At 69.2% G+C, this 24,090-nt stretch carries 16 protein-coding genes and 1 pseudogene; 7 read left to right on the top strand and 10 right to left on the bottom strand.

Translation table 11 applies throughout. The annotated features are described in order from the left end of the window. The first annotated feature begins 19 nt into the window (after window positions 1–19). Both ACFVYE_RS04975 and ACFVYE_RS04970 read left to right on the top strand, forming a co-directional pair. On the top strand, window positions 20–562 hold the full coding sequence (locus ACFVYE_RS04975) for a hypothetical protein (protein ID WP_389604106.1): 543 nt from the start codon (window positions 20–22) through the stop codon (window positions 560–562). Window positions 563–567: 5 nt separating this feature from the next. Next, the gene (locus ACFVYE_RS04970; RefSeq protein WP_389604104.1) at window positions 568–780 is read left to right on the top strand and encodes a hypothetical protein; all 213 of its coding nucleotides are present in this window, start codon (window positions 568–570) and stop codon (window positions 778–780) included. Between the two features lie 411 nt (window positions 781–1,191). Here ACFVYE_RS04970 and ACFVYE_RS04965 read toward each other — a convergent pair whose 3' ends face one another. From ACFVYE_RS04965 to ACFVYE_RS04920, 10 genes and pseudogenes are all read right to left on the bottom strand, one after another. Further along, window positions 1,192–3,165: a recombinase family protein gene (locus ACFVYE_RS04965; RefSeq protein WP_389604102.1), complete on the bottom strand. Its 1,974-nt coding sequence runs from the start codon at window positions 3,163–3,165 to the stop codon at window positions 1,192–1,194. Window positions 3,166–3,234: 69 nt separating this feature from the next. Continuing rightward, window positions 3,235–3,402 (bottom strand): hypothetical protein, encoded by a 168-nt coding sequence (locus ACFVYE_RS04960; RefSeq protein WP_389604100.1) that lies wholly within the window; start codon window positions 3,400–3,402, stop codon window positions 3,235–3,237. Window positions 3,403–3,736: 334 nt separating this feature from the next. After that, window positions 3,737–5,668: a UvrD-helicase domain-containing protein gene (locus tag ACFVYE_RS04955; RefSeq protein WP_389604098.1), complete on the bottom strand. Its 1,932-nt coding sequence runs from the start codon at window positions 5,666–5,668 to the stop codon at window positions 3,737–3,739. Further along, complete coding sequence (locus tag ACFVYE_RS04950; RefSeq protein ID WP_389604096.1) at window positions 5,665–7,548, bottom strand: ATP-dependent endonuclease; 1,884 nt, start codon at window positions 7,546–7,548, stop codon at window positions 5,665–5,667. Before ACFVYE_RS04950 ends, ACFVYE_RS04955 begins: the two co-directional genes overlap by 4 nt. Window positions 7,549–8,421: 873 nt before the next feature. Continuing rightward, entirely contained in the window at window positions 8,422–9,420 is a 999-nt protein-coding gene (locus tag ACFVYE_RS04945; protein WP_389604094.1) for a TIGR03842 family LLM class F420-dependent oxidoreductase, read from the bottom strand. Between the two features lie 11 nt (window positions 9,421–9,431). After that, a complete protein-coding gene (hydA, locus tag ACFVYE_RS04940; protein WP_389604092.1) occupies window positions 9,432–10,823 on the bottom strand; it encodes a dihydropyrimidinase in 1,392 nt (463 codons plus the stop codon). Window positions 10,824–11,040: 217 nt separating this feature from the next. Then, a pseudogene (locus tag ACFVYE_RS04935) lies at window positions 11,041–11,514 on the bottom strand (amidohydrolase family protein); the annotation flags it as partial. 254 nt (window positions 11,515–11,768) lie between these two features. Beyond that, window positions 11,769–13,148, bottom strand: a complete 1,380-nt coding sequence (locus tag ACFVYE_RS04930; protein ID WP_383959039.1) for an NAD-dependent succinate-semialdehyde dehydrogenase — start codon at window positions 13,146–13,148, stop codon at window positions 11,769–11,771. Between the two features lie 13 nt (window positions 13,149–13,161). Next, complete coding sequence (locus ACFVYE_RS04925) at window positions 13,162–14,856, bottom strand: thiamine pyrophosphate-dependent enzyme (RefSeq protein WP_383959159.1); 1,695 nt, start codon at window positions 14,854–14,856, stop codon at window positions 13,162–13,164. 489 nt (window positions 14,857–15,345) lie between these two features. Continuing rightward, a complete protein-coding gene (locus ACFVYE_RS04920) occupies window positions 15,346–16,263 on the bottom strand; it encodes a LysR family transcriptional regulator (RefSeq protein WP_383959041.1) in 918 nt (305 codons plus the stop codon). Window positions 16,264–16,444: 181 nt separating this feature from the next. Here ACFVYE_RS04920 and ACFVYE_RS04915 point away from each other — a divergent pair, with 181 nt between their 5' ends. The 5 genes from ACFVYE_RS04915 to ACFVYE_RS04895 all read left to right on the top strand — a co-directional run bounded on the left by ACFVYE_RS04915 (window position 16,445) and on the right by ACFVYE_RS04895 (window position 24,017). Continuing rightward, complete coding sequence (locus tag ACFVYE_RS04915) at window positions 16,445–18,331, top strand: alkaline phosphatase family protein (protein ID WP_389604089.1); 1,887 nt, start codon at window positions 16,445–16,447, stop codon at window positions 18,329–18,331. A gap of 270 nt (window positions 18,332–18,601) precedes the next feature. Continuing rightward, a complete protein-coding gene (locus ACFVYE_RS04910) occupies window positions 18,602–19,972 on the top strand; it encodes an MFS transporter (RefSeq protein ID WP_383959045.1) in 1,371 nt (456 codons plus the stop codon). Window positions 19,973–20,044: 72 nt separating this feature from the next. Continuing rightward, on the top strand, window positions 20,045–21,352 hold the full coding sequence (locus tag ACFVYE_RS04905; RefSeq protein ID WP_383959047.1) for a hydantoinase/oxoprolinase family protein: 1,308 nt from the start codon (window positions 20,045–20,047) through the stop codon (window positions 21,350–21,352). After that, window positions 21,349–22,467 carry a DUF917 domain-containing protein gene (locus ACFVYE_RS04900; protein WP_383959049.1) on the top strand — a complete coding sequence of 373 codons (1,119 nt, stop codon included), beginning with the start codon at window positions 21,349–21,351 and terminating at the stop codon, window positions 22,465–22,467. The genes ACFVYE_RS04905 and ACFVYE_RS04900 overlap by 4 nt, the downstream gene beginning before the upstream one ends. After that, on the top strand, window positions 22,461–24,017 hold the full coding sequence (locus ACFVYE_RS04895) for a helix-turn-helix domain-containing protein (RefSeq protein WP_383959050.1): 1,557 nt from the start codon (window positions 22,461–22,463) through the stop codon (window positions 24,015–24,017). The genes ACFVYE_RS04900 and ACFVYE_RS04895 overlap by 7 nt, the downstream gene beginning before the upstream one ends. Window positions 24,018–24,090 lie beyond the last annotated feature (73 nt).

Genomic DNA, 24,090 nt, shown 5'->3' with positions numbered 1-24,090 from the left:
GCCGAACCTCGAGGAGCTGGTGCGGGAACGCACCGTCACCGACGCGGCGAACGTCCTGCTGCGCATGCCGGCCACTGACCTTCAGACCGCGCAGGACACGGTGAACGCCATGCTGGGCGAGCCGAAGCGGTGCCGTACAACTCACTACCGCCTCCTGTACGTGCACACCGACCTACGACTGGCGGCGGCCTTCCGCGAGATCCTGGCACAGCGCCGGGAGGACGAGGAACGGGTGCGGCGGCTGCGCTTCCTCAAGGACAACCTGTACGAGCACCCGTCACTGCTGCTTCTGGACCGCATCGAGCGGCACCCCGGCTCCCTGGATCCCCGGCAGGTTGCGGACTGGCAGCGCGTGGCACGGTCAGTGGCCGCGTCCGAGGAATGGTGGCGCCCACTGCTCGAGCAGTGGGAACTCGTGGGCCGCGGCTTCACAGACACCGAGATGCAGAACCGGGCGATCCTCGTGCTGCACGACGCACTCGCAGCCCTCACTCGCGGGGATACGGAGCGTGAAGAAACGGCACATCCGTCCGGACGCGCCCATCTGCGCAGTACGGGGTGAGCGAGATGAAGCTGACACTGTGGCGCCTCGTTCTCGCCCCCGTGACCAGCTGGCGGGCACGTCGTCTGCAACGCGCGCACCCCGGTACACCATTCGACGCAGCCTGGCGCAGCGCACGCATGCTGTCGGCGCCCGACGAGATGGTCTACCGGTTACACGGTCATGCCATGACCCCACTCGAATGCGACAGCGACATGACGGCATGGGAAGACCGATGAGCTCAGGCTCCTTGGGGGACACCAGCGTCGTCCCCCAAGGAGCATCACCTACAGCTCACCGGTCAGGAACCACCTTCCCGGTCACTTCCGGCGGAATGCTGCATCGATGGCGACTCGGGGGTCCAGTCCAGGAGATCCGCGTGTATTGAGCCGTGATGGACTTGCTCGCGTTACCTGTCCGGTGTGCATAGGCAGCTGGCGGCATTGAGTCCGCGACCGGGTCAAGAACCTGGCTTCCGCATCCCCAAGCTGGGCCGTGCCTTCTTGACGGGTTGCCAGTTGATCAGTCGCCCCTCCAAGGTGCCGTCGATGGCACACGCAATGAACCGTCTATGTGCCGTCTGGAACGAGCCGAGCTCGTCTGGCGGTCCCGCCAGGCGAGCAAGTGCGGTACTCACAAACCGGTGATGGTCATCGCCAGCTCACACGCTCCCCATGCGTCATCAGACTCGCATCGAAGGTGCAGGTGATGTCGATGTCCGGCAGAACGTACAACGGCGGTACCACAGTGCCCTGGTAGTCCCCCAGCGCACACACAGCGCGTTGCCAATGCCCGTCCTGCAGGTATCTCAGGGCGCGCTGGTAGACACTGCGCGCACGCTGCCCCTGCAGCACGCGCTCCGGGAGGGCATCCCACTGGATGCCGTGGCGCACCTTGTACAGCGACGCTTCGAAGGCCACTCGCGGTGGCACCACACGCAACCTCTTCCGCGGCCCTGGGAAGCACGAGGCCAGCTGGGCCCACTGCTCATCAGTCAGCGGCGGAGGCACCGCACGACGGTGCTCGTCGAACCACGCCTCAAACGGGCATCCCGCACCCCGTACCGCACCCCGTACCTCCGTGACGGTACGCACCTCAACGTCCAGCAGGTCCAGGAGCTCGAACCGCTGCTCAACGCTCAGCAGGTCCAGGCGACGCCGCACGTCCAGGCCGTTCTCCAGTGCTTCCTTCGCTCGGGCCTCCTGCTGCTGCGCCGCCGCCAGGCGACCCGCGACAGCGTCGCGCAAGTGACGCAGCCGCTGGTCGCTGCCGACGGCGTCGTCTCTGATCTCGGCGAGGGCCGCCACAAGCTCATCCTCGAAACACGATTCGTCGCCGTCTCCTGAGGAGACGGCTCCAGCCAGCGCGACGAGCTTCTTCCTCCTCACCCGTCGACTGCGCTCGATTCGTGCGTCGAGATCCACGAGGCGCGCGCCGAGCGACCTCGTCTGACCGGGAACAAGGCCAAGCCACTCATCCGCTACCACCCGGAGCTGGACACAGTCGGCGAGAAGCTTGGTGATCTCACGCCACACCACGTCCTCAAGCGGGCCCGCCACAATCTCACGACAGCTACAGGGCGGGTCGAAGCGACGGCCGGTACACCGATAGGCGGTGCGGCCGCGGCCTTCCCTGTGCGCCCCGGTGTAGTGATGACCACACAAGGAGACGACCCGGCCCGACAACAGGTAGTCCCTCTGCTCCTCCCGCACGTGGGCGCGACGGGCAAGCTCTTGACGCACCTGCCGAACACGAGCCGCTGGCAGCGGCATCGGTACGGGGATCCGCGCAGCCTCCTCCCGCACCAACGTCCCGTCGGGCCCCCGGCGGACATGGCCGGCCCGGGGATGCCGGGTGAAGCGAAAGACGACGTACCCGTCCAGGGCCGTTTGCCGGAACACACGGGCAAGGTTCTCCCCTGTCCACTGCAGGCCTCGTGCCGTGACGTACCCCAGTGCGTTGAGGCTCTCCGCGGCCTCTGCCGCGATCTGTCCCTCATCGGCGATCAACCAAGCGGCGACTTCGAGCACCTCCACTCCCTGGGCCCGCAGGGTGGGCGCCTCGTTGGATCCCCGCGCCGCCAGCATCAGCCAGAACGGTGCCACTCCCCCGGGCCAGCCACCCGCAGCCAGCTTCATCTCCCGGCCACTCAGGGTGCGCTCCAGGATCAGTATGTGCTCCAGCTCGGCCACGTAGGCGAGCAGGCTCAGCTGGATGCCGAACATGGCGTGCTCGCTGTCGATGCGGCCGTCCGCAGTCGCCACGCGGACTCGCCGCCCTCGGCCGGTCTCGATGTCCGTGGTGTCGTAGACCCAGCGGTGGATCTCCCTCATCGTGCGGCCGATGCGGTCCAGCTTTCCAAACACCACCACGTCGTAGCGACGTTGCACGAGATCCGCGTCGAGCACCGTCAAGTCCGGCCGACGCGCCAACTTCCCCGATACAGCGCCATCGGTATACACCTCGTAGGCATACCGCGCCTTCCCCACTGCGAAGTCAAGCCAGGCAAGGCATTCCTCCAGCTGGGCATCGAGGCCATAACCGCGCAGCTGCTTGGCTGTCGAGACCCGAAGATAAAGGGCTACACGAATGAGGGGGATTTGCGTTTCACCAATCTCGTTCACTCTCCCCAAGTCGAACCAAGCGGCATGAAAGAGCTAGGGGGCGCCGAGCCAACGAGGTACATCCACCGGTCACCCTTCAGGCAGGCAGACGTCCGGATCGACATCCGCCCCGCTATCGCCGAGAAGGATCGCCGTCAACCGCCGCCGCTCCTCCGCACCGAACGGACGCGCTTTCAAAATCACGTTTACTACCGGCGGCCGGCAGCAGCCATCGGTCAGACACTTCTCGACGTGCATCGACTCGCCGCCCCTTTACCGCACACAGGGAGATGGATGGATTCCACTACATAGATCGCTTGCGCAACGGAGAATCGGTTGAGGTGAGCTTCCGGTTCGCTGCCATTGGCATCCACTTCATGCCCACGCACTTCTCGCACTACACGTCTTCGAACCCGTCTGGCACGATGTCGAATGCAAGGCCGGTGGGCGCGAACATAATTCGTTTCCTGTTCGATCCTTACACGTGAAAGGTTCCCGCACCCACGTCAAGCGCGCCGACGGGACGCAGGGCTGACCGGCAAGGGGAGCCAGCGGCAGCGCGCAGGAGCCGGTGCCCGTGGAGTGTGGCAGCTCAGCCGTCCACCCACTGGTCGTTGACGTCGTGGATGCTCCAACCTTGGCCGACAAGCGCCTCCGCGTAAGGCGCGGCATGCTCCCGATGGGTTGCCAGAACGAGCAGGTGGGTGGGGCGGGTTGCCCCCACGAAGATGAGCTGCGCCGCGCGCTGCACGGTCACCTTGGCCCGTTGGATATCTCCCCCGACAAGCAGTTTAAGCGTCTCGTGGACGTCGTGCTTACTGCCTCGCCTGTCCAGGCACTCAAGAAGCAGCGTTGCGGCGTGGGTCTCTCCCTTGGCGCTCTGGATGGACCCGGCCACTGAAGTCACCTGTAGCGTCACATCCGTTTGCTCCCGCTCAGCTATCACGCCCACGACCTCGCTCTCCACGCGTGGTGTGAATGTCAGACCTTCGGCCAATGTGGCGGTGTCCCTGAATGGCGACTGGATGATTTCAGGCACGAGGTCAAGGAGGCGTGCGGTCGCAGAGTTCCAAGCGGATTCATTGACGTCGCAAGCCCCCATGAGCAGATCTCGCAAGACCAGCCGGAGCCGGCCGCCTGCCGTGGCCATGGAGCGTTCGAGCCGGCTCAGCGGCGGTAGGGGGACTGTGAGCGCGGGTCTCAAAGCTGTACGAACCCCTTCCCACAGCTCGGCCACGGCTTCGTGATCGCCGCCGCCGGCCACCCACCGTGCTCCTGCAGTGCGAACGGTACTGATCAGGTCCCTCTGCGCCGGTACTCGTCCGGCTGGAGCATGGTTGGGAAGGTAGCAGCTGAGGGACTGTGGGTACGCGGCCGTCGTTCCCTTGCTCAGCCGCGCGCCGAGCACGCGGGGCGGGTTTCGGACGAGTACCTCACGTGGGACGAGCGCATTTGCCATGCGCTCGAACGCCGGTACGACCTCGAGAACGGAACGGTCGTCGAAGAGGAGGAGGCCGATCTGGGTGTCTCGGCCTGCACCATTGATCCGTTGCCGTCGGCGAAAGGTGAGATCGCTCGCCAAATCCGCGATCTTGGGTCCGAATCTCCGGCTGACGGGCAGCTCCGCGGCCAGTAGGGCTGGAAACGCTGACGCCCTCACGGAACCCGTCGCCCCGTCCGCGAAGATCCCCTGGTTCACGTCCCCCACGCGCTGAACGACGGCACCGGAAGCGAAGACCAGGTCCAGCAGATGTTGTTGCACATCACTGGTGTCCTGCATCTCGTCCAACAGCACGAACGGGAAACGCTCCGCTACCGCTGCAGCGATCGTCGGGTTCCGGGCGAGATACCACTCGGCGATCGCGTACATGTCGTCGTACCGGAACACTCCTTCCTTGGACAACTGCTGCTTCAGACGGACGTACTGCTTGCCAGTGGGAGTCGTTTCCGGGTCGGCAGGCACGCGGCCGCCCGGGCCGGTCACCTTCAGCTTTCCGGCCTCGCAGACGAAGACCCCCTTGGCGGCGATCTCGACCCCATTGCGGCGTCGGCCCAGGAAGTTCCGCAAGGTGGTGAACGCGGGCCGCTCCAGCAGACGCAGGGCCGCGGCCTCGTAGGCTTCGTCATCCACAACCTGCACTTCGTGCCCCAAGGCACGCACGGCCGGCAGGGCGAGATACGTGTTGGTGAAGGACTGAATCGTCCCGATGAAATGGGGATACTGCAGGAACCGCCGGCCAGCGTGAACTGCCATGAGACGGTCGGTGATCTCGTCCTTGGCCGTATTCGTGTGCGAGAGGACGCAGATACCCCGAGTCGGGGACGTCCATGCATTCGCGAGGAGGGCCAGCTTGAGGCCGATCAGCGTCGTCTTGCCGGAACCAGGCGCCGCCTGGAGATCCTGAGAGATCTCGCTCTGCACGAAGTCCCATTGCTCCGTGTATGGCAGGTCAAGGCCAAGCACCTGGGCAAGCGCTTCGACCTTGTCCTTCGCGAGGGCATCAGACCGATAGGAAGTCGTCACCGATTCACCTCGCCGCAGATGTGGTCGAACGCGTCAACGAGGTAGGGCGGGAGGTCGCCTTCCGTCAGCGTCGTGGATTCCAGAAGGTCAGCTGCGTGTTGTGCCGTGATGGTCTTACTGGCGTTGCTCAGTTTCAGGGGTTCGTAGATCCGAAGGGCGACGGCCTCCAGCGAGGCCCCGTTTGCCTGCCAGGTCTCCACCTCCTGCCGCGCGGCATCGGTCAGTGTCTTGAGCTTTTCAGCGCCTGGCCACGAACTCTCGGAGGAACGTGCGGCACGGACCGCTTGGTGCATGAGGATGGCCATGGGCCAGGACGCCACCGCGAGGTCGTATTCCAGAGTCCAGTGATCCGAGACGCAAGTCTTCACCGGGCCGTCGTCACCGACCTTGAGTCCGGAGACGTGCTTGTCAATCTCCGCCTGCGTCATGTCCGCCGAGCAGCGCAGCTTGCCCCTCATCTCAGCGGGGGTGTCCTTCGGCACAAGGTCCCGGTCCCGGATACAGACCACAGGGACGGGAATCTGTCGGCCCTGCCGTTGGAAGATCCTGCTGTAGCGGAACAGGCCCACGTGCCCAACGTTCACGACGCTGATGCCGTGCTCATTGAACGATCGACCCATGGCCCTTGCAAGGGCCGGCAGGAAGATAGCCTCAGCATCACCCTCGACAACGGCGACGCCGCGGGCAAAGAACATGTTCGCCTTGGTCACGTCCAGGAAACGGGACAAGAAGGCATAGTCTCCGTCGTCCAGTCGGGTGCACTCTGGTGCCAGACTGAAGGTGCGGCCGCGGGCAACCAAGGTGAGGGACTCGACCGGCATGGCCGAGGCCAGGTTGGGACTGTGTGTGGTGAGGATGACCTGGACGGGAGCCGTGCTCGATTCCTCGGTCTCTTCTGCCCGCTCGCGCAGCAGGTCCATGATTCGGGTTTGTAGCTGTGGGTGCAGGTGTGCTTCCGGCTCCTCAATGAGCAGTAGCGGCGCGATGTCGCCCTTCCCGAGCAGCAGGAGCTCCGCGGCCATGAACAAGGCATTGTTGTAGCCCAGGCCCCGTCGGGTCCATTCGTCGGAGGCCGAGAACAAGGCCAGCTCCAGCCGCTCCAGCGCCCTGGGCAGCGTTGCGTCGCCGGCAACCCCGATCTTCCCTCGAAGTACGTCCGAGCCAATCGCAAACTTCTGCAGGTAGGCGGTGTTGATGTCTTCTCGGGCCGCAGCGACGGCGGCGTTCTGCCCGATGTGATGTTCGGCGCGGCGGAGAATCCCTACGAGGGTGGAAGCCGAGTCGTTCTCCGCGTCGAAGTCGTCCTTGCCCTGGTCCTTCATGGCCGGGTAGCTGGCCAGGATCTGAGACAGCCGAGACCCCCGGCCCGACCTGAGTTCAGCCTCGGCGTCTCGAAGCGGGCGAAGGTAGGTGGCTTTGAGAAGCTCGCGCGCCGCCCCATCCAGTGCGGGGCCCTTTCCTTCGGGTCCTGTGCGCGTGGTCACCGACACACGGTTTCTCAGCGGGTCCATGAGCTGGGCCTTGAAGGACACGTACAGGACGGCGTTCCCCTGACCGTCGTTCGTGAGCAACTCCAAAAATGCGGCCTGCTCATCTGTGGAGAGGTTCTCGAACCGGCAGGTGATGGTGAACGTGTCCTCGCGGCCGCTGTCGCCCGCATGGAAGTCGTCCCGCGATATCCGGTAGAAGTCTGCCGCCGCAGTCTGCAAGCACAGGCGGATCGCGTCGACGATCGCGGTCTTCCCGCTGTCGTTCTCCCCCACCAGGACATTTGTCCCGGGGCTGAACGAGATGTCCAGCGATTCGTCCGGCCCGTCACCGTCTAAAGCTGCTACGCCAAATATTCTGAAGTTCTCGGCACGCAGTCGCGCCAGGTACATGGCCGCCCCCGTCGAAGAGGTCCGCACCAGAGTCGGCGCAGGCGAAGTGAAGCGCCTCCCCACCCGTAAGCGGACTACCCACCGATCATATGCTCAGCCGTACAGCTGGTGGGGGAGATCTCGGCTCCACGCATAGTGGGTAGTCGCTGCCTGCGACACCGAGTCAGCGGCCGGGTCGAAAGCCTGGCCTCCACATCCCCGGCTAAGCCTCGATCCACCGAGGGGCGCCTTGTGGATAAGGCTCGTGAAAGTAAGAACGTGCCTTGTGACCTGCGATGATGGGAGTTCTTGAGGCTTCCAGCACGCACAATCAGCAAGGCACTTCTGAGATGCAAGTTTCTCATACACCAGCGGCGGTCTCGGCTGCGTTCGATGACCGGAGTCTGGTCGCGCATGCTGGGCTGGTTTCGGTGATGTGGCTGGCCGAGCGGTGCGGTCTGTCCCGGCTGGTGACGGAGAAAGTGAAGCTGACCCGGGCAAAGAACGGTGCGGGTGCGGCAGCGGACGCCAAGGTCACCAGCATCGTGGGCGGCATGGCCGCAGGCGCGGACAGCATCGACGACCTCGACGTGCTGCGCCACGCTGCTATGCCGACTGTGTTCCGAGGGTCCGCGCCCCGTCCACCCTGGGCACCTTCCTCCGCTCCTTCACCCATGGTCATGCCCTGCAACTCCACGCTGTCCACAGAAGGTTCCTCGGTGAACCGGCTGCGCGCACCCCGTTGCTGCCCGGCTCCGGAGAGAAGGCGTTCATCGACGTCGACTGCCGAGTAGCCGAGGGGATTCTCACCCCTCGGTTCTCTCGACTCGGAGATCATTTACGGGGCGGCCCTTGGGGCCGACTCCCTAGTCGGCCCCGCGCCCCCGGCGAGAGTCAGCTGAACGACGGGATGACGTGGGAGCCGTACGCGTCGATGGTCGTCTCCCGGGCGTCGTGCATGTTGTAGACGGCGAACTGGTCGACGCCGAGGTCCCTCAGGTGCTGGAGTTTCTCGATGTGGGCCTCGGCGGGGCCCAGGAGGCAGAAGCGGTCGACGATCTCGTCGGGGACGAAGTCGGCGGACGGGTTCCCGGCGCGGCCGTGGTGGCTGTAGTCGTAGCCCTGGCGGGACTTGACGTACTCGGTGAGCTCCTCGGGGACCATCGAGGAGTGCTCGCCGTAGCGGGAAACCAGGTCGGCGACGTGGTTGCCGACCATACCGCCGAACCAGCGGCACTGGTCGCGGGCGTGCTCCAAGTCCTCACCGACGTAAGCGGGGGCCGCCACGCAGATGGTGATGGCATCCGGGTCCCGGCCGGCAGCGGCGGCGGCCTCGCGGACCGACTTGACCATCCACTCGGTGAGGTAGAGGTCGGCAAGCTGGAGGATGAACCCGTCGGCCTTCTGCCCGGCCAGGGCCAGCGCTTTGGGGCCGTACGCGGCCATCCAGACGGGCAGCTTCCCGTCCTTGATCCACGGGATCCGCAGCGCCTTGCCGTCGACAGTTGCCTCACGGCCCTCGGCGAGGTCGCGGATCACTTCGATGGCCTCTCCCAGCCGGGCCAGGGTGTTGGGCTTGCGTCCCGCGACGCGCATCGCCGAGTCGCCGCGCCCGATGCCGCAGACGGTCCGGTTGCCGAACATGTCGTTGAGGGTGGCGAAGGTGGAGGCGGTGACCTCCCAGGTGCGGGTGCCCGGGTTGGTGACCATGGGACCGACGACGAGGTGTTCGGTGTGTTCGAGAATCTGGCTGTAGATGACGAACGGCTCCTGCCAGAGCACCGCCGAGTCGAAGGTCCAGCCGTAGCGGAAGCCGTTGCGCTCGGCGCGGCGCATCAGGCCGACGACGGCCGAGGCGGGCGGGTCGGTCTGGAGGACGAGTCCGAAGTCCATGACGGGTGCTCCTAGTCCAGGTACTGACAGGTGGCGCGCGGGGTGTACATTCCGTGACCGGCCCGACCGGTGAACTTCCTTCCGTCGATGACGACTTCACCGCGCGAGAGAACCGTTTCTACCCGGCCGGTGATGCGCTTTCCTTCATACGCCGAGTAGTCCACGTTCATGTGATGGGTCTCGGCGGAGATGACCTGCTCGGCGTGCGGATCGTAGAGGACGATGTCGGCGTCGGAACCCGGCGCGATGGTGCCCTTCTTCGGGTAGAGGCCGAACATCCGGGCCGGGGTCGCGCAGGCGATCTCGATCCAGCGGCGGCGGGTGAGGTGACCGTCCAGGACGGCCTGGTGGAGGAGGTCCATACGGTTCTCCACCCCCGGCAGCCCGTTCGGGATCTTCGAGAAGTCCCCGCGTCCCAGCTCCTTCTGACCGCGGAAGCAGAACGGGCAGTGATCGGTGGAGACCACCTGAAGGTCGTTGGTCCGCAGCCCCCGCCACAACGCCGCCTGGTGCTCCCTGGGGCGCAGGGGGGTGGAGCAGACGTACTTCGCGCCCTCGAAGTCGGGCTCCTCCAGGTTGTCGGTGGAGAGGAACAGGTACTGCGGGCAGGTCTCCCCGAAGACGGGCAGCCCCTTGTCCCGGGCGGCGGCCAGCTCGGCCACGGCCTCCTCGGCCGAGACGTGGACCACGTAGAGCGGGGAGCCGGCCACCCGGGCGAGCTGGATGGCACGGTGGGTGGCCTCGGCCTCCAGGAGGACCTTGCGGACCTCGCCGTGGTGGCGGGGGTCGGTCTCCCCGCGCGCCAGGGCCTGTTCGATGAGGACGTCGATCGCGATGCCGTTCTCAGCGTGCATCATGATCAGCCCGCCGTTGCCGGAGGCCCGCTGCATGGCACGCAGGATCTGCCCGTCATCCGAATAGAAGACCTCCGGATACGCCATAAACAATTTGAACGAACTAACGCCTTCTTCGACGAGTCCGTCCATTTCCTTGAGTGTGTGTTCATTGACGTCCGACACGATCATGTGGAATGCGTAATCGATCGCGCATTTTCCATCGGCCTTGGCGTACCAGGCGTCCAATCCCGCCCGGAGCGAATGCCCTTGTGACTGCACCGCGAAATCAATGATCGTCGTCGTCCCACCCCAGGCTGCGGCTCGCGTCCCGGTCTCGAACGTGTCCGACGCGAAGGTTCCACCGAACGGCAGCTCCATGTGCGTGTGCGCGTCGACCCCACCCGGGATCACATACTTCTGGGAGGCATCAATCACGCGATCGGCAGTCCAGTCCTGGCTACCCGTGGTCGCCATCGCCACGACACGGCCGTTCTCGATCAGAACATCCGCGTGCAACTCTTCGGCAGCAGTAATCACAAGGCCACCGGTAATGAGAGTTCGAGTCATGTCTGAGAAATCCCTTCCCCTCGCAATGCGGGACTCGGAAGGCCGCCGACCGGAACGCCGCAATGAAGGCGGTGTACCGGTCGGCGGCAGAAGCCAGTACGACGCCAGCAACCCACGCCGCTACGCCTTGCGTCGTTCACCCCGCGACACGGGTGCACGCGGCGTCCGCACCCACTAGGTCTCCGAGTCGCCGTGAAGATCTCTGGTCACGCGAGCCAATGAAACCCTTGAAGGAGGTGACGCCCTCCGACACCAGCAGGTCCATCTCCTTGAGCGACGACTCGTTCACATCGGAGAGGATCATGTGGAAGGCGTAGTCGATGGCACAGTTGCCGTCGGCCTTCGCGTACCAGGCATCGAGCCCTTCGCGGACCGCGCGGCCCACGGACTGGATGGCGAAGTCGACGATCGTGGTCGTGCCGCCCCAGGCGGCCGCGCGGGTGCCGGTCTCGAAGGTGTCGGCGGCGTAGGTGCCGCCGAACGGCATCTCCATGTGCGTATGCGCGTCGACACCGCCGGGGATGACGTATTTGCCGGTGGCGTCGATCCTCCGGTCGGCGCTCCAGCTCTCGGCCGCGTCGGTGCCGTGCGCCGCGAGTGCGGCGATGCGGCCGCCCTCGATGAGTACGTCGGCATGGATTTCGTCGGACGCGGTGATGACGAGACCACCGTGGATGACGGTGCGGCTCATGTACCCCTCCTCACTCTGGCGGAATGGGTCTACGCACGTAGACATGGTGCGTGGTGAAGAACGTAGAAGTGGGTTACCCACTGTGGCAATACCGCTGCGGCTAACCGCTGAAGACGTTTCTGTTTCACCCGCCTGGCACTCCACCGGCCCACAGCACGACGCGGCGCGGCGCCGTTCCCGGGTGGGGAGCGGTGCCGCGCCGCGTCGCGTACGTGCGCCGCCGACGGCGACGGGTGACGTTCGAGGGGCCCTGGCTAGCGTTTGACGCGGATCAGCTTCCTGTTGGCGAACTCGTCCATGCCGTACCTGCCGAGTTCACGGCCGATCCCGGACCGCTTGATGCCTCCGAAGGGGAGCTCGGCAGCGGTGCCGGGGGCGTCGTTGATGTACACCATCCCGGCTTCCAGGCGGTCGGCGATTCGCAGCGCTTGCTCCTCGTCGTCGCACTGGACGACCGCGCCGAGGCCGTACGGGCTGTTGTTGGCGAGCGCGATCGCCTCTTCCTCGTCGGCCACTCGGTGGATGAGCGCGACGGGGCCGAACAGTTCCTCGTGGAAGGCGCGCATCCGGTCGGTCACCCCGGTGAGGACCGTCGGCTCGTACCAGGCGCCGGGTCGGTCGATGCGGTGGCCTCCGGTGAGGACCGTCGCGCCGTGTGCCACCGCGTCGTCGACCTGGGCGGCGAGACCCTCGACGGCGGCGACGGAGGAGAGCGGGCCCAGGAAGGTGGCGGGGTCGGTGGGGTCGCCGGGCTCGACCGTCCGCACCGCGGCGGTGAACTGCTCGACGAACGCGTCGTGTTGCTCGTCGAGGACGATGATGCGCTTGGCGGCGTTGCAGGCCTGGCCCGCATTGCCGAACCGGCCGATGAAGGCCTGCTGGACGGCGCGGGTCAGGTCGGCACCGCCGAGCACGAGGAAGGGGTCGGAGCCGCCGAGCTCCAGTACGACCTTCTTCAGGTGCCTTCCGGCGATCTCGGCGACCGCGGCCCCCGCCCGCTCGGAGCCGGTCAGCGAGACGCCCTGCACCCGCGGGTCCGCGATGACGTCTGCCACCTGCTCGTCGGAGGCGAAGAGGTTGATGTACGCGCCCTCGGGCAGGCCCGCGTCACGGAAGATCTGCTCCATGGCGAGCGCGGACGCGGGGCACTGGGGGGCGTGCTTGAGCAGGATCGTGTTGCCCAGCATCAGATTGGGTGCCGCGAACCGGGCGACCTGGTAGTAGGGGTAGTTCCACGGCATGATCCCCAGGAGCGGCCCGACCGCCTCCTTGCGGACGACGGCGGTGCCGCCCGCGACGACGGCCAGTTCCTCGTCGGCGAGGAAGGCGGCGCCGTTGTCGGCGTAGTAGCGGTAGATCGACACGACGATGTCGATCTCGATCCCGGCCTGTGTGACGGGCTTGCCCATCTCCTGAGTGATCAGGGCGGCCAGGTCGTCCCTGCGTTCGGCGTGCAGATCGGCGACGCGGTGCAGCAGGGCGGCCCGGTCCTCGACGGGGCGCCCGCGCCAGTCGGTCTGCGCGGCGGCGGAGGCGGCCAGGGCCTGGGCGATCGATACGTCGGTGGCCTGCGGGTAGTGCCGGACCGTCGCTCCGGTGGCCGGGTCGACGATGGCGTACTGAGTGGTGGTCATGGCGTGTACTCCCTTACGGCAGGGGAATGTTCTGGTCGACGACGACGTGGATGACGGCTGGCCTGCGCTCGTCCGTCACGGCCTTGAGCGCACGCTCGACGGCCCCGGCCGCCTGGTCGTCGGCGGTGACGGTCTCACCGTGGGCGCCGAAGGCACGCGCGTAGGCGGCGAAGTCGGGGTTGGCGAGCTGGGTGCCGCTGATCCGGCCCGGATAGTGGCGTTCCTGGTGCTCGCGGATCGTTCCGTACTGCCGGTTGTCCATCAGGATCACGAGAAAGGCCGCACCGTACTGCACTGCCGTGGCGATCTCCTGACCATTCATCAGGAATTCGCCGTCGCCCGCGATGGCGACGGTCAGCCTGCCGGGGCTCTCCAGTGAGGCGGCGAGGGCGGCCGGGACGCTGTATCCCATGGAGCCGTTGCGCATGCTGAGCTGACTCGGGAAGACCCGGGTCGGCAGATAACGCTGGGCCCAGATGCAGTGGTTGCCGGCGCCGAAGGTGTAGACGGCGTCGTCGGGGAGCCGTTCGACGAGTTCGGCGACGACGCTCGTCATGTGGGCGGTGCCGGGTGCGGTCGCCGGGAGCCCGGCGCCGGTGCGGGCCTCGGCGGGCAGTGCGGCGTGCCGGGCCTGCTCCTCGCGGGCCTCGGCGGTCCACTGCGTCCAGTCGGGGTGACCGGTCAGGTCGAGGCCGGCCAGGGCTTCGGTGAAGGTGCCGGGGGCTGCGAGTATCTGCCGGGTGAGGGCGCCGCTGCGACCGCGCAGGGTGACATCGATGTTGGCGACGACGGTGGTGCACGACGGGGACTGGCGCAGCGTGTAGCCGTCGCTGGGCACGTCGGTCAGTACGCCGCCGACGCAGAGCAGCAGATCGGCTTCCTCGACCCGGCGGGCCAGCGAGTCGAGCCGCCCGTATCCCAACTGTCCTGTGTTGACCGGCGAGTCGAAGGGAACCCGGTCGGAGGCCCGCCAGTCCTGGGCGACCGGAATGCGGTGGCGCTCGGCGAAGGCGGTGAGCCGGGCGGCGGCGCCGGGCGTCCAGCGGGGGCCGCCGGTGAGGATGAGCGGACGTTCGGCGCGGACGAACAGCTCGCGCAGCGCGTCGAGTTCGGCGGGGGCGACGCCGCCGTCCGTCACCGGGACGACCGGGTGGAGCTCCGGCGGTGCGGGGCGGGTGATGATGTCCTCGGGCAGCCCGACGACGACCGGCCCGGGACGGCCCGAACGGGCGGCGAAGAAGGCCTCGGCGACCAGTTCGGAGGCGCGCTCCGGCTGGTCGAGGAGGAGGACGCGCTTGGCCTGCGTACCGAACCAGGCACGCGGGTCGAAGTCCTGGAAGGCCTCACGGTCGCGGTGGTCGCTCGGGATCAGGCCGACGAACAGAACGAGCGGTGTGGCGTCCTGCCAGGCGGCGTGGACGGCCACATAGGCGTTGGCGGCGCCGGGGCCGCGGGTGACCATGGCGACGCCGGGCTCACCGGTGAGCTTTCCGTGCGCCTCCGCCATGTAGGCGGCACCGCCCTCGTGGCGGCAGACGACGGTGGTGATGTCGGAGTCGTGCAGTCCGTCGAGGAGGTCGAGGTAGCTCTCGCCGGGGACGGCGAAGACACGCCGGACCCCGTGCAGGGCAAGGGACTCGACGATGGCGTGACCGGCGGAACGGGTGCGGGCGGAGCCGGCGCCGGGGCGTGCGGAAGCGGGTGACATGACGGTCACGGACGGGTCCTTCGGGGAGGTGCGGCGCAACTGCGGATACGGATGCGCTCGGCGGGTCCCTCAGTATCGGAAGCCATCGGTCATGCCGTCCAATACACAAATAGCAACTCGACCATAACCATTGAGCATGAAAGCCAGGTGGCGTACGACGTGGCCACCGGGCGAGGGAATCTGCCGGGCGGCACGGAACCGGTCCGGGCCGTGGACGGGGCCCAGTCGGGGCGGTCCCGGCACCGCGCCGGGCAAGGCACGGCAGAGACAACTACGAGAGCTTCGCGTCGCACCGCGACAGGTCGACAAGGGTCTTCGCCGCGTGGGCCACCCGCGGCAGCGGTGAGCGGAAGGCGGTCGCGTACGCGCCGCTTCGGCAAGGGTCGGCGCATACAGCATCGGCTTCGGCTCCCCCACCACGCGGCAGGAGTTCGCACCTCGTCCTCGCCCGCAGACGGCACCGCGAATCCGCGCGCTTCCGCGGAACCGTCAGGGCCGCGGGGGCGCCGGGATCACGGCGTCCCCCTGTCCCACGAGAAAGTCCCGCAGCCGCACCGCCGTCGCGCGAATGGTGTCGGCCGCGAAGTGCCCCGGCAGCCAGGCCACATGGAGTGGCACCTGAAGCACCTCCCTGCGCCCGGCCCCTTCCGCCGTGATCCACAGCGCATGCGCCCCGTAACGCGGCAGATCCGTGCTGACCCCGATCCCGTGCCCTGCCACCGCGAGTGCCTCCACGGTCGGGCCGTCCTCGCATTCGGTGAGCCGCTCGGGTGCGAGATGTGCCGCGCCGAGGGCGTTGTCGAGTACGGCGCGGCTGACGCTCGAGCGCGAGTGGGCGAACAGCCGGTCGCCGCAGATCTCGGCGAGGCCGATCTCCGTGCGGCCCTCCTCGGCCCAGGGGTGACCGGGGGCGACATGCGCCTTCAGCGCGGTGCCGCCGAGGTCGACGGTCTCGAAACCCTCGACCATCGGCGTCGGGGACACGATGAAGTCCGCCTCGTCCAGGAGTTCGTCGTTGAGCGCGAAGTGGCCGGCCTGCCGGGTGATCAGCGGCGGATCACCCGGACCCGTCGTGGCGATGAACGGCGCGAGGAAGCCCCGGATGGTTGCCGCCGTCGCGGCGACCGTCAACTGCGCGACCCGCCCGGAGCGGAGCCCCTCGACCGCGGCCTCCATCTGGCGGGTCTCCGCGATGACCCGACGGGCGAGGGGGACGAAGGCGCGTCCGGAGGCGGTCAGCGCCAGCCGGTTGCCGCGCGGCTCGAAGAGCGTCATCCGGACCTCGCGCTCCAGCGTCTTGAGCTGACGGCTCAGTCCCGGCTGGGCGACATGGAGGGTGGCAGCGGCGGAGGTGATGGTCCCGGCCTCGACGACGGCGAGGAAATAGAGGAGGCGCCGGTAGTTCATCGGCCGATGATAGCGACACCGAAAGATAACAGAATGATGACTGGTCTGGTCCAAATGTTGAGTGCGGTTCATGCGCTCGTCCCGTACGCGGCGTGGTCCGATCACCACCGACGGCAAGTCTCGGACGCATCGCCGGACGCCCCCGATGTCCGGTGTCCACCGACCGATCCGGGAGGATCACGTGTCCCTGTCGCGCTCCGCGCGTACGATGCTGGCCGCCGCCACCGTCACCGCCGTCGCACTGCCGCCGGCCACCACAGCCGCCCACGCCCAGGGGTCCGCGGCCGCAGCCGCTGCCCCGTACGCCGGTCTGCCGTCCGGTACCAAGCAGGCCAAGACCCTGGTCATCGGTATCGACGGCGCCACCTTCGACGCCTTCTCCCGTGCCGACGTACCGCACATCGAGCAGCTGATGGCCAAGGGCCTGACCGCACGAAGCAACCTGTACGCCAACCCGATGGCCCCGACCGTCTCCGGTGCCGGCTGGTCGTCCATCGCCACAGGCGTCTGGCCCGACAAGCACAATGTGAAGGACAACAACTTCACTGCCCCCGACTACGGCCAGTACCCGGACTACGCGACCCGGCTGGAGACCGCCGACCCGGCCACGTCCACCCTGGTCGTCGGCACCTGGAGCCCGATCCCGCAGATCGTCTTCGGCGCGAAGACCGATCTGCGGATCGCGGGCGGCAACGACGAGGGCACCACCGCGAAGGCCGAGGACTACCTCGCGCACGGCAACCCCGACTCCACGTTCGTCCACCTCGACGAGGTCGACGGCGCCGGTCACAGCTCCGGCTCCGCGAGCGATGCCTACCTCAAGGCCCTGAACACCGCCGACGCACAGGTCGGCCGGCTGCTCGACGCCGTGACCTCGCGGCCGACGTACGCCGATGAGGACTGGCTGGTCGTCGTCACCGCCGACCACGGCCACACCCCCACCGGCGGCCACGGCGGCAACACCCCGCTGGAGCGCGGCACGTTCGTGATCGCCCGGGGCAAGGGCATCGAGCCCGGTTCGGTACGCGACGACGTCAAGATCACCGACATCGCGCCCACCGTCCTGCGCCACGAGGGCGTCGCCACCGACCCCGCCTGGAACCTCGACGGCACCTCGCTCGCCGAGCTGAAGCCGGACGCCTTCGACGCGCTGCGCGGCTCGCTCCGTACGCCCGTCGACGAGACCGGGCTCCCGGCCGACGCCAAGGGGTGGACGAACACCGCGCCCGATGGCTGGTCCATCGACAACTCGAAGATGCCGGCCGGTGGTGTCACCGAGTGGCGCGGCTGGTCCTTCGCCACCGACGAGTTCTGGACCAACGCCGAGCGCGGCCAGGGCCGCGAGACGAACGTCCGCGCCCGCAATGTGTTCGCGGTCGCCGACTCCGACGAGTGGGACGACAAGACACACGACGCCGGACAGTTCGACTCCACCCTGGTCAGCCCGGCGTACAAGCTGAACGGGACGGCGAAGGCGACCGTCTCGTACGCCACGGACTATCGCGTCGACGGTCCGCAGACCGGCGATGTGTATGTGGCGTACGACGGTGGCGCCCCGCAGCTCGTGAAGTCGTACCGGAGCGACGCCAACACCGTCGAGCGCCTTGAGCTCGCTGTCCCGGCGGGCGCGAAGTCGGCCCGGCTGAGTTTCCGCTACACCGGTACGAACAGCGCCTTCTGGACCGTCGACCAGGTCGCCGTCGGCCAGCCCGACCCGCCGTCGCAGCTCGCCGTCACCTCGTTGGAGGCCGACACCGAGCTGCTGGGGCGGCCCGGCTCCGACGCGGCCTGGAAGATCACCGCGAACGGTGTGGTGAAGACCGCGCAGGGCAAGCCCGTGAAGGGCGCGAAGGTCACGGCCCAGCTGACGGCCGGCGGCAGGGTCCGGAAGCTGACCGGCACCACGAAGAAGGACGGCTCGGTGCGCTTCAGGGCCACCGTGCGCCAGGGCGTCGCCGAGGCCGCGCTGACCGTCACCGATGTGCGCTACCAGCACCTCGCGTACTACGGCGAGCTCGACCCGGTCCGCACCCTGGACCTCTCCCGCCCCACCGGCCACCGGGGCTGACCGACCGGCCGGGCCCCGGCCTCACCGACCGGGGCCCGGCCGCAACACGCATATGCCGGAAACCGGCCCCGGCCATGCCGCTCCCGCGCCGGGTTACCGTGGCAGTTCCCGCCGGTGCGGCCTCCACAGGCCGCCGGGGCACACAGCACAGCGGCCCCCCAATCCACTGTGCGCTGCGCACAGGTTCCCGCTCCCGGGCCTGTCTACTGTGCCGCCATCCCCACCCACTGAGTGGCGAGTCGGTCGGTACGAAAGCCTGGAGGACAGCCGGTGAGCGCGACAACTGCACGTTCCGGTGCAACCGGAGAACCCCTGGAACCGGGGCCGGGCAAGGTCGAGGCCGCCGGGCTCCGCCCCGTCGGCTCCTACTTCGAGGCCATGCCGTTCGGCCGCGCCCATGTCCTGGCGGCGCTGGCCTTGTTCATGGCCTTCGTCATCGAGTCGTGGGAGCAGCTCGCCCTTGTCTATGTCTCCGACGATCTCGGTGACGCGTTCTCCATCGACGCGGGCCGGATCGGCTGGGTGCTCTCCGCCGTCGCGCTCGGCATGATTCCGGGTGCGCTGGTCTGGGGGCCGGTCTCGGACCGGATCGGCCGGCGCGCGGTGTGTCTGTGGAGCCTGTCCGCGTACGGAGTCATCGCGCTGGCCAGTGCCTTCTCGCCGAACTTCACGGTCCTGCTGGTCACCCGGGTGCTGTCGGGTCTGGCGCTCGCCGGGATCTACACGGTCACCTTCCCGTACTTCCTGGAACTGCTGCCGTCCCGGATGCGTGGCCGGGCCGCGGTCTATCTGTCGATCGGCTGGCCGATCGGTGTGCTGGCCGCGGTCGGCGTGACGCAGCTGCTGGCCGGCCTGGGCTGGCATGTGGTGGCCATCGCCTCGGCCCTGGCCGGGCTCTGGGTGTTCGCGATCCGCGCCTGGGTGCCGGAGTCCCCGTACTGGCTGGCCGCGCAGAACCGGCATGACGACGCGGCGGCCGTGCTGCGCAGGCTGGGTGCCGACGTCCCCGCCGGCACCCGCTTCGAGGTCGTCGCCCCCGAGCGGGCCGGGCGCCCGGCGGAGCTTCTGCGCGGCAGGCTGCTGCGGATCACGCTGCTGATGCTCGTCGTGAACTTCACCTTCAACTGGGGATACTGGGGTCTGCAGACCTGGCTGCCGACATTGCTCCAGGACAAGGGCCTGAGCATGTCGGCAAGCCTCGGCTTCGTCGCCCTCAGCGCGCTGTTCATGATCCCCGGCTATGTGTCCGCGTCACTGCTGACCGGACGCTTCGGCCGCAAGAAGGTCTTTCTGCCCTACGTCGCGCTCGCCGCGGTCAGCGGAATCCTCTTCGCCTACTCCGGCTCGATGACGGAGCTGTACATCACGAACTTCGCGCTCTCCTTCTTCAGCCTCGGCGCCTGGGGCGTGTGGAACACCTGGAACGGTGAGTTCTTCCCGACCGCGCTGCGCGGAACGGGGTACTCCTGGGCCACCGCCGCCCAGCTGGTCGCCACGTCCCTCGCCCCTTCGGTGGTCGGCTTCCTCCTGGCGCAGGCGACCGGGTTCTCGACGACCATCCTGTTCATCACGGCCTTCCTGGTGGTGGCGCTGCTCTTCGCCGCTCCGCTGCCCGAGACGGAGGGCCGGGACCTGGAATAGGTCTCCTCGTACCAGCCCGGCGGGCGGTTTCCACAGCGCGGCGCCCCAGGGCCTGATGGCAGGATGATGCAGGTGAGACTCGGTGTGGACGTAGGGCGTACAACGACGGTCGCCGTTCTTGTCGGCCCCGGCGGCGCCACGTCGGCCCACGCCGTGGTCGACTCGTCGGCCTCCCTCGACCGTTCGCTGCGCGATGTCCTCGACGCGCTGGCTCCCCTCACGAACGCCCCGTACGAGCGTATCGAGGTCGTCTGTCTCACGACCGATCTCGACCGCACGCCCTACACCCCGTCGCCCGTGGCCGTGCTGCGCATATCGCCTCCCAGCCATCCCGCGCTCGGCCCGTCCCCGCACCCGGGCGGGCTGACCCGCGTGGTCGCTGGCGGGTCCTCGCTCACCGGCCGGCCGCTCGCGCCGCTGGACCGGGCCGGGGTCGAGGCGTTCGCCCGGGACGCAGCGGCTGCCTCGATCACCTCGTTCGCACTGTGCGCGGCCGGTTCGCCCGCCCGCCCGGAACCGGAACTGACCGCGGCCTCCGTGATCGCCCGCCACCTGCCCGGTGCGCACATCACCCTCTCGTACGAGATCGGCTCCCCCGGTCTGCGTGAGCGCGAGAACGCCGCGGCCGCCAATGCCGCGCTCGGCCACTGGGCCGAGCATCTGACCACCACCGCCGAACGAGCACTGCGCGCCCGTGGCATCACCGCCCCGCTGTTCTTCGCCCGGGACGACGCCGGTCTCGTCTCCGCCGAGTACGTCCGCCGTTACCCGGTGATCGCCACGGTCTCCGCCACGGCCTGCGCCCTGCGCGGCGCCGCGCTGCGGGCCGGCGCCGAGCGGGCGGTCGTGGTGGACGCGGCCGGTTCCTCGATCCGCTGCTCGACGGTCACGGACGGCGAGCTGGAGGCGGGGGACGCCGGCCCGGGGCCCGGCGGGCTCTGGATGGATGTGGGCAGGCCCCGTCTGGACACCCTGCCGTTCGGCGGCGAGGAGCTGCCCGCCGACGCACGGCCCCGGGTCGACGCGCTGGTGGCCGGGATGCTGGAGCGCTCGCCGGGCAGCACGGTGCTGTACGCGGGCGGCGCGGCCCCGCACTTCGGCGGTGCCCCTGATGCGATCGCGGCGGCGGCGTACGGTGCGGCGCGCGCGGACACCCGGGTGGAGCTGGAGCAGGTGGTGGTCGCACCGGGCCGGGCGGAACTGGACCGGCTCATCGGGCTGGCCCGTGACCAGGCCCTGGCGCGGGTCGTGTCGGCGGGTGCGGCGCCGGGCGGGGCCCGGGTGGCACGTGCGGTCCACACGCCCGTCTCGTATCTGCCGGGCGGGGTGCACCGCATCAGGGTCCGGGCCGTGGGCGCACCCGCGGGAGCGATGTCATGAGCGACGTATCGCTCCGGGTGGACGCGGCCGTGCTGGAGCGGCTGGCGGCCGGGGCGCTGGTGCTGGCGGCGGGCACGGCGGAGTCGGCATTCCGGGTGGCGCTGGACTGGGCGCGGGCGTCGGTGGCCGCGCACGGGCCGGTGCGGCTGCTGGCCCCCGACGAGCTGAGCGGGCTGCGGCTCTGCGTGACCGTCACCCTGGTCGGCTCATCGGCGGCCCTCGCCGAGCAGCTGCCGACGGGTGCGGAGACGGTTCGGGCGGTGCGTGCCCTGGAACGGCTGCTCGGCGCCCGGGCGGACGCGGTCGTCGCGCTGAACACGGCTGCGGAGAACGCCCTGCTTTCGGTGGCCGCCGCGGCGGACTGCGGGCTCCCGCTGGTCGACGGCGACGGTTGCGGGCGGGTGCTGCCGCTGCTGGAACAGTCGACGTTCACACTGGCCGGAGTGGCCGCGGCACCGCTCGCGCTGGCGACCCCTTCGGGCGATGTGGTCGTGGTGGAGTCCGCGGGCGGACGCGTGGAGGACCTGGTGCGGCCGCTGGTTCCGGCGGCGGGCGGCTGGGCAGTGGCCGTCTGCTACGCGATGCCGGGCGAGGTCCTGGCCGGTTGTGTGGTGCCGGGCACGGTGAGCAGGGCGATCCGCGCGGGCACGGCGGCGCCCCGCGATCTGTTCGCACCCTGGTCGCTGCGACGGCTGTGCCGGGGCCGGATCACGGCCGTGGAGCACCCGGCGGACGAGTACGGCTACGGGGCGCCGGAACCGTACAGCCGGCTCGCCGGCCCTGAGGCATCCCCGTGGCCCGCGCTGCCGTCGCGCCCGACGAGCGTGCTGGTCACCGAGACGGAGGGGCTCGGCCGCCACTTCCGTCTGGAGGCGCACAACGAGGTGCTGCTGGCGCTGGCGGACGGGGCGCCGGTCGCCGCGGCCCCGGACCAGATCCTGATCCTGTCGGCCTCCGCCGACCGGCGCGTGGTGGACGTGGAGCGGGCGGTGCCGGGCGTGGAGGTCGAAGTGGTGGTCATCCCCGCCGCGCCCGCCTGGCACACACCCGAGGGCCGTCGGCTGGCCCATGCGGGCGCGGTCGATCCGCACGGCACACAGGAGGACGCATGGTGAACCGACCATCCGGCCGCCCGGTCCGCGAGGGCGCGCTCACCGTCGCGGAACTCGTCCAGCAGGGACGGCTCGCCGGGGTCCGGATGTCCGGGGCGAGCGGCCGGGACACCGAGGTGCGGTCGGTGCGCATCGTGGACCGTACGACGGCGCTCGACACCCTCGAACCACACACGGCGGTCGTACTGACCGGCCGGGTGGCCGCCGCGGGCTGGACCGTGGAGATGGCGCTGCGCAAGGCGTGGGAGCACGCTGCGGCCTGTGTCGTGGTCACCGAGTCGGCGGGCCGGCCGGGTTCGGTGGGGGCGCTCGCCGACCGGCTCGGGGTGCCGCTGCTGGTGATCGACGAGGACGCGCTGGACGCCGCCGTCCGGATCGCCTCCGCCGTCGCCCGCCCGGACGCCGGGCGGACCGCGCTGATGGCGCAGGCGGCCCGGGCGCTCGCCGACGCCGGACCGCACGCCGGGCGGGTTCTGTCCGCGCTGCACGCGGTACTGCCGTCCACGGCGGTGGCGCTGACCGGGCCGACCGGTGAGGTGCTGGCGGGGCGACGGGCCGCGCTCTCGGCGGAGGGCGGTGCGCTCACCGTCCGGGTGGAGGTCCCGGACGGCGACGGCGGCTCGCTGGGCGCCCTGCTCGCCCGGTCGGGCTCGCGCGTCATGGGGTGGGGAGAGACGGTCCGGGATGTGCTCCGCCTCGCGGTCGCTCCGCTCACGGCGTGGTGCGCGGTGCGCCGCCTGGATGACGAACGGACCGGCCACCGCGCGGAGTTGCTGCTGCACCGGCTGCTGGAGGCGGATGCCGGGGCTTCGGGCGACGAGGGGCCCGGGGCGGGGCCGGGAGCGGACGAGCGTGCCGAGGCGGCGGCGCTGGGCTGGCCGGCCCGTGGCCCGCTCGTCGCGTACGCGCTGCGCCCCGTCGCGGGCACAGGCGGCCCCGACCCCGGCCCTGCGCTGCGCGCGGTGTGGGCGGCGGCGGGTCCGGGTGGGCCGCTGGTCGCGTACCAGGGTTGCTGGGTGGCCTGGCAGTCGGTGACCCCGGCGGACGGCGCGGACCCGCTCGACGACGCGGACCGGCATCTGGCCGACGCCCTCTGTGCTCTGGCCGCCTATGTGCCGGCCGCGGGCGGGGTCGCGGGCACAGCGGCCTCGTTGTCCTCCCTCGGCCCGGTCCTCGCCGACGCGTGCGCGGCGGCCGGGGTCGCGGCCGCCGGGGATCCGGGCAGCGTGGTGCGCGGGGACCGGATGGGCGCGGCCCAACTCCTGTCCGCCGTACCGACCGACTTGCTGCGCGGCCCTGCGGAGGTGGTGCTCGCGCCACTGATCGAAGCGGACCGGGACGGCACCCTGCTGCGTACGCTGGCGGTCGTCCTCGACGCGGGCGCGGCGCCGACGGCGGCGGCCGAGGTGCTCGGGGTGCACCGCAACACGGTGGCCGCCCGGCTGGAGCGTATCCGCGCACTGGGCTTCGATCCTGACGATGCGTCACAGCGACTGGCGCTCCACCTGGCGTGCCGGGTGCTGCTGTCCGGGGACGGCGACGGCGAGCACTGAGCGGCTCACCGGCCGCCGTGCCTGCGGGGTTACCGGCTGCTGCGCAGGATCTCGCGCGTCAACCACTCCCGTG

It is taken from the genome of Streptomyces sp. NPDC058239 (assembly GCF_042882185.1).
GTDB lineage: Bacteria > Actinomycetota > Actinomycetes > Streptomycetales > Streptomycetaceae > Streptomyces.
The sequence above is the reverse complement of the archived record's forward strand: the minus strand, read 5'-3'. Positions and strand labels throughout refer to the sequence as shown.

Coding starts and splice junctions, on each gene's coding strand:
- ACFVYE_RS04960 (WP_389604100.1), bottom strand. CDS start 3,402: ATGCACGTCGAGAAGTGTCTGACCGATGGCTGCTGCCGGCCGCCGGTA.
- ACFVYE_RS04925 (WP_383959159.1), bottom strand. CDS start 14,856: ATGTCACCCGCTTCCGCACGCCCCGGCGCCGGCTCCGCCCGCACCCGT.
- ACFVYE_RS04945 (WP_389604094.1), bottom strand. CDS start 9,420: ATGGACTTCGGACTCGTCCTCCAGACCGACCCGCCCGCCTCGGCCGTC.
- ACFVYE_RS04895 (WP_383959050.1), top strand. CDS start 22,461: ATGGTGAACCGACCATCCGGCCGCCCGGTCCGCGAGGGCGCGCTCACC.
- ACFVYE_RS04950 (WP_389604096.1), bottom strand. CDS start 7,548: ATGTACCTGGCGCGACTGCGTGCCGAGAACTTCAGAATATTTGGCGTA.
- ACFVYE_RS04970 (WP_389604104.1), top strand. CDS start 568: ATGAAGCTGACACTGTGGCGCCTCGTTCTCGCCCCCGTGACCAGCTGG.
- ACFVYE_RS04900 (WP_383959049.1), top strand. CDS start 21,349: ATGAGCGACGTATCGCTCCGGGTGGACGCGGCCGTGCTGGAGCGGCTG.
- hydA (WP_389604092.1), bottom strand. CDS start 10,823: ATGACTCGAACTCTCATTACCGGTGGCCTTGTGATTACTGCTGCCGAA.
- ACFVYE_RS04920 (WP_383959041.1), bottom strand. CDS start 16,263: ATGAACTACCGGCGCCTCCTCTATTTCCTCGCCGTCGTCGAGGCCGGG.
- ACFVYE_RS04930 (WP_383959039.1), bottom strand. CDS start 13,148: ATGACCACCACTCAGTACGCCATCGTCGACCCGGCCACCGGAGCGACG.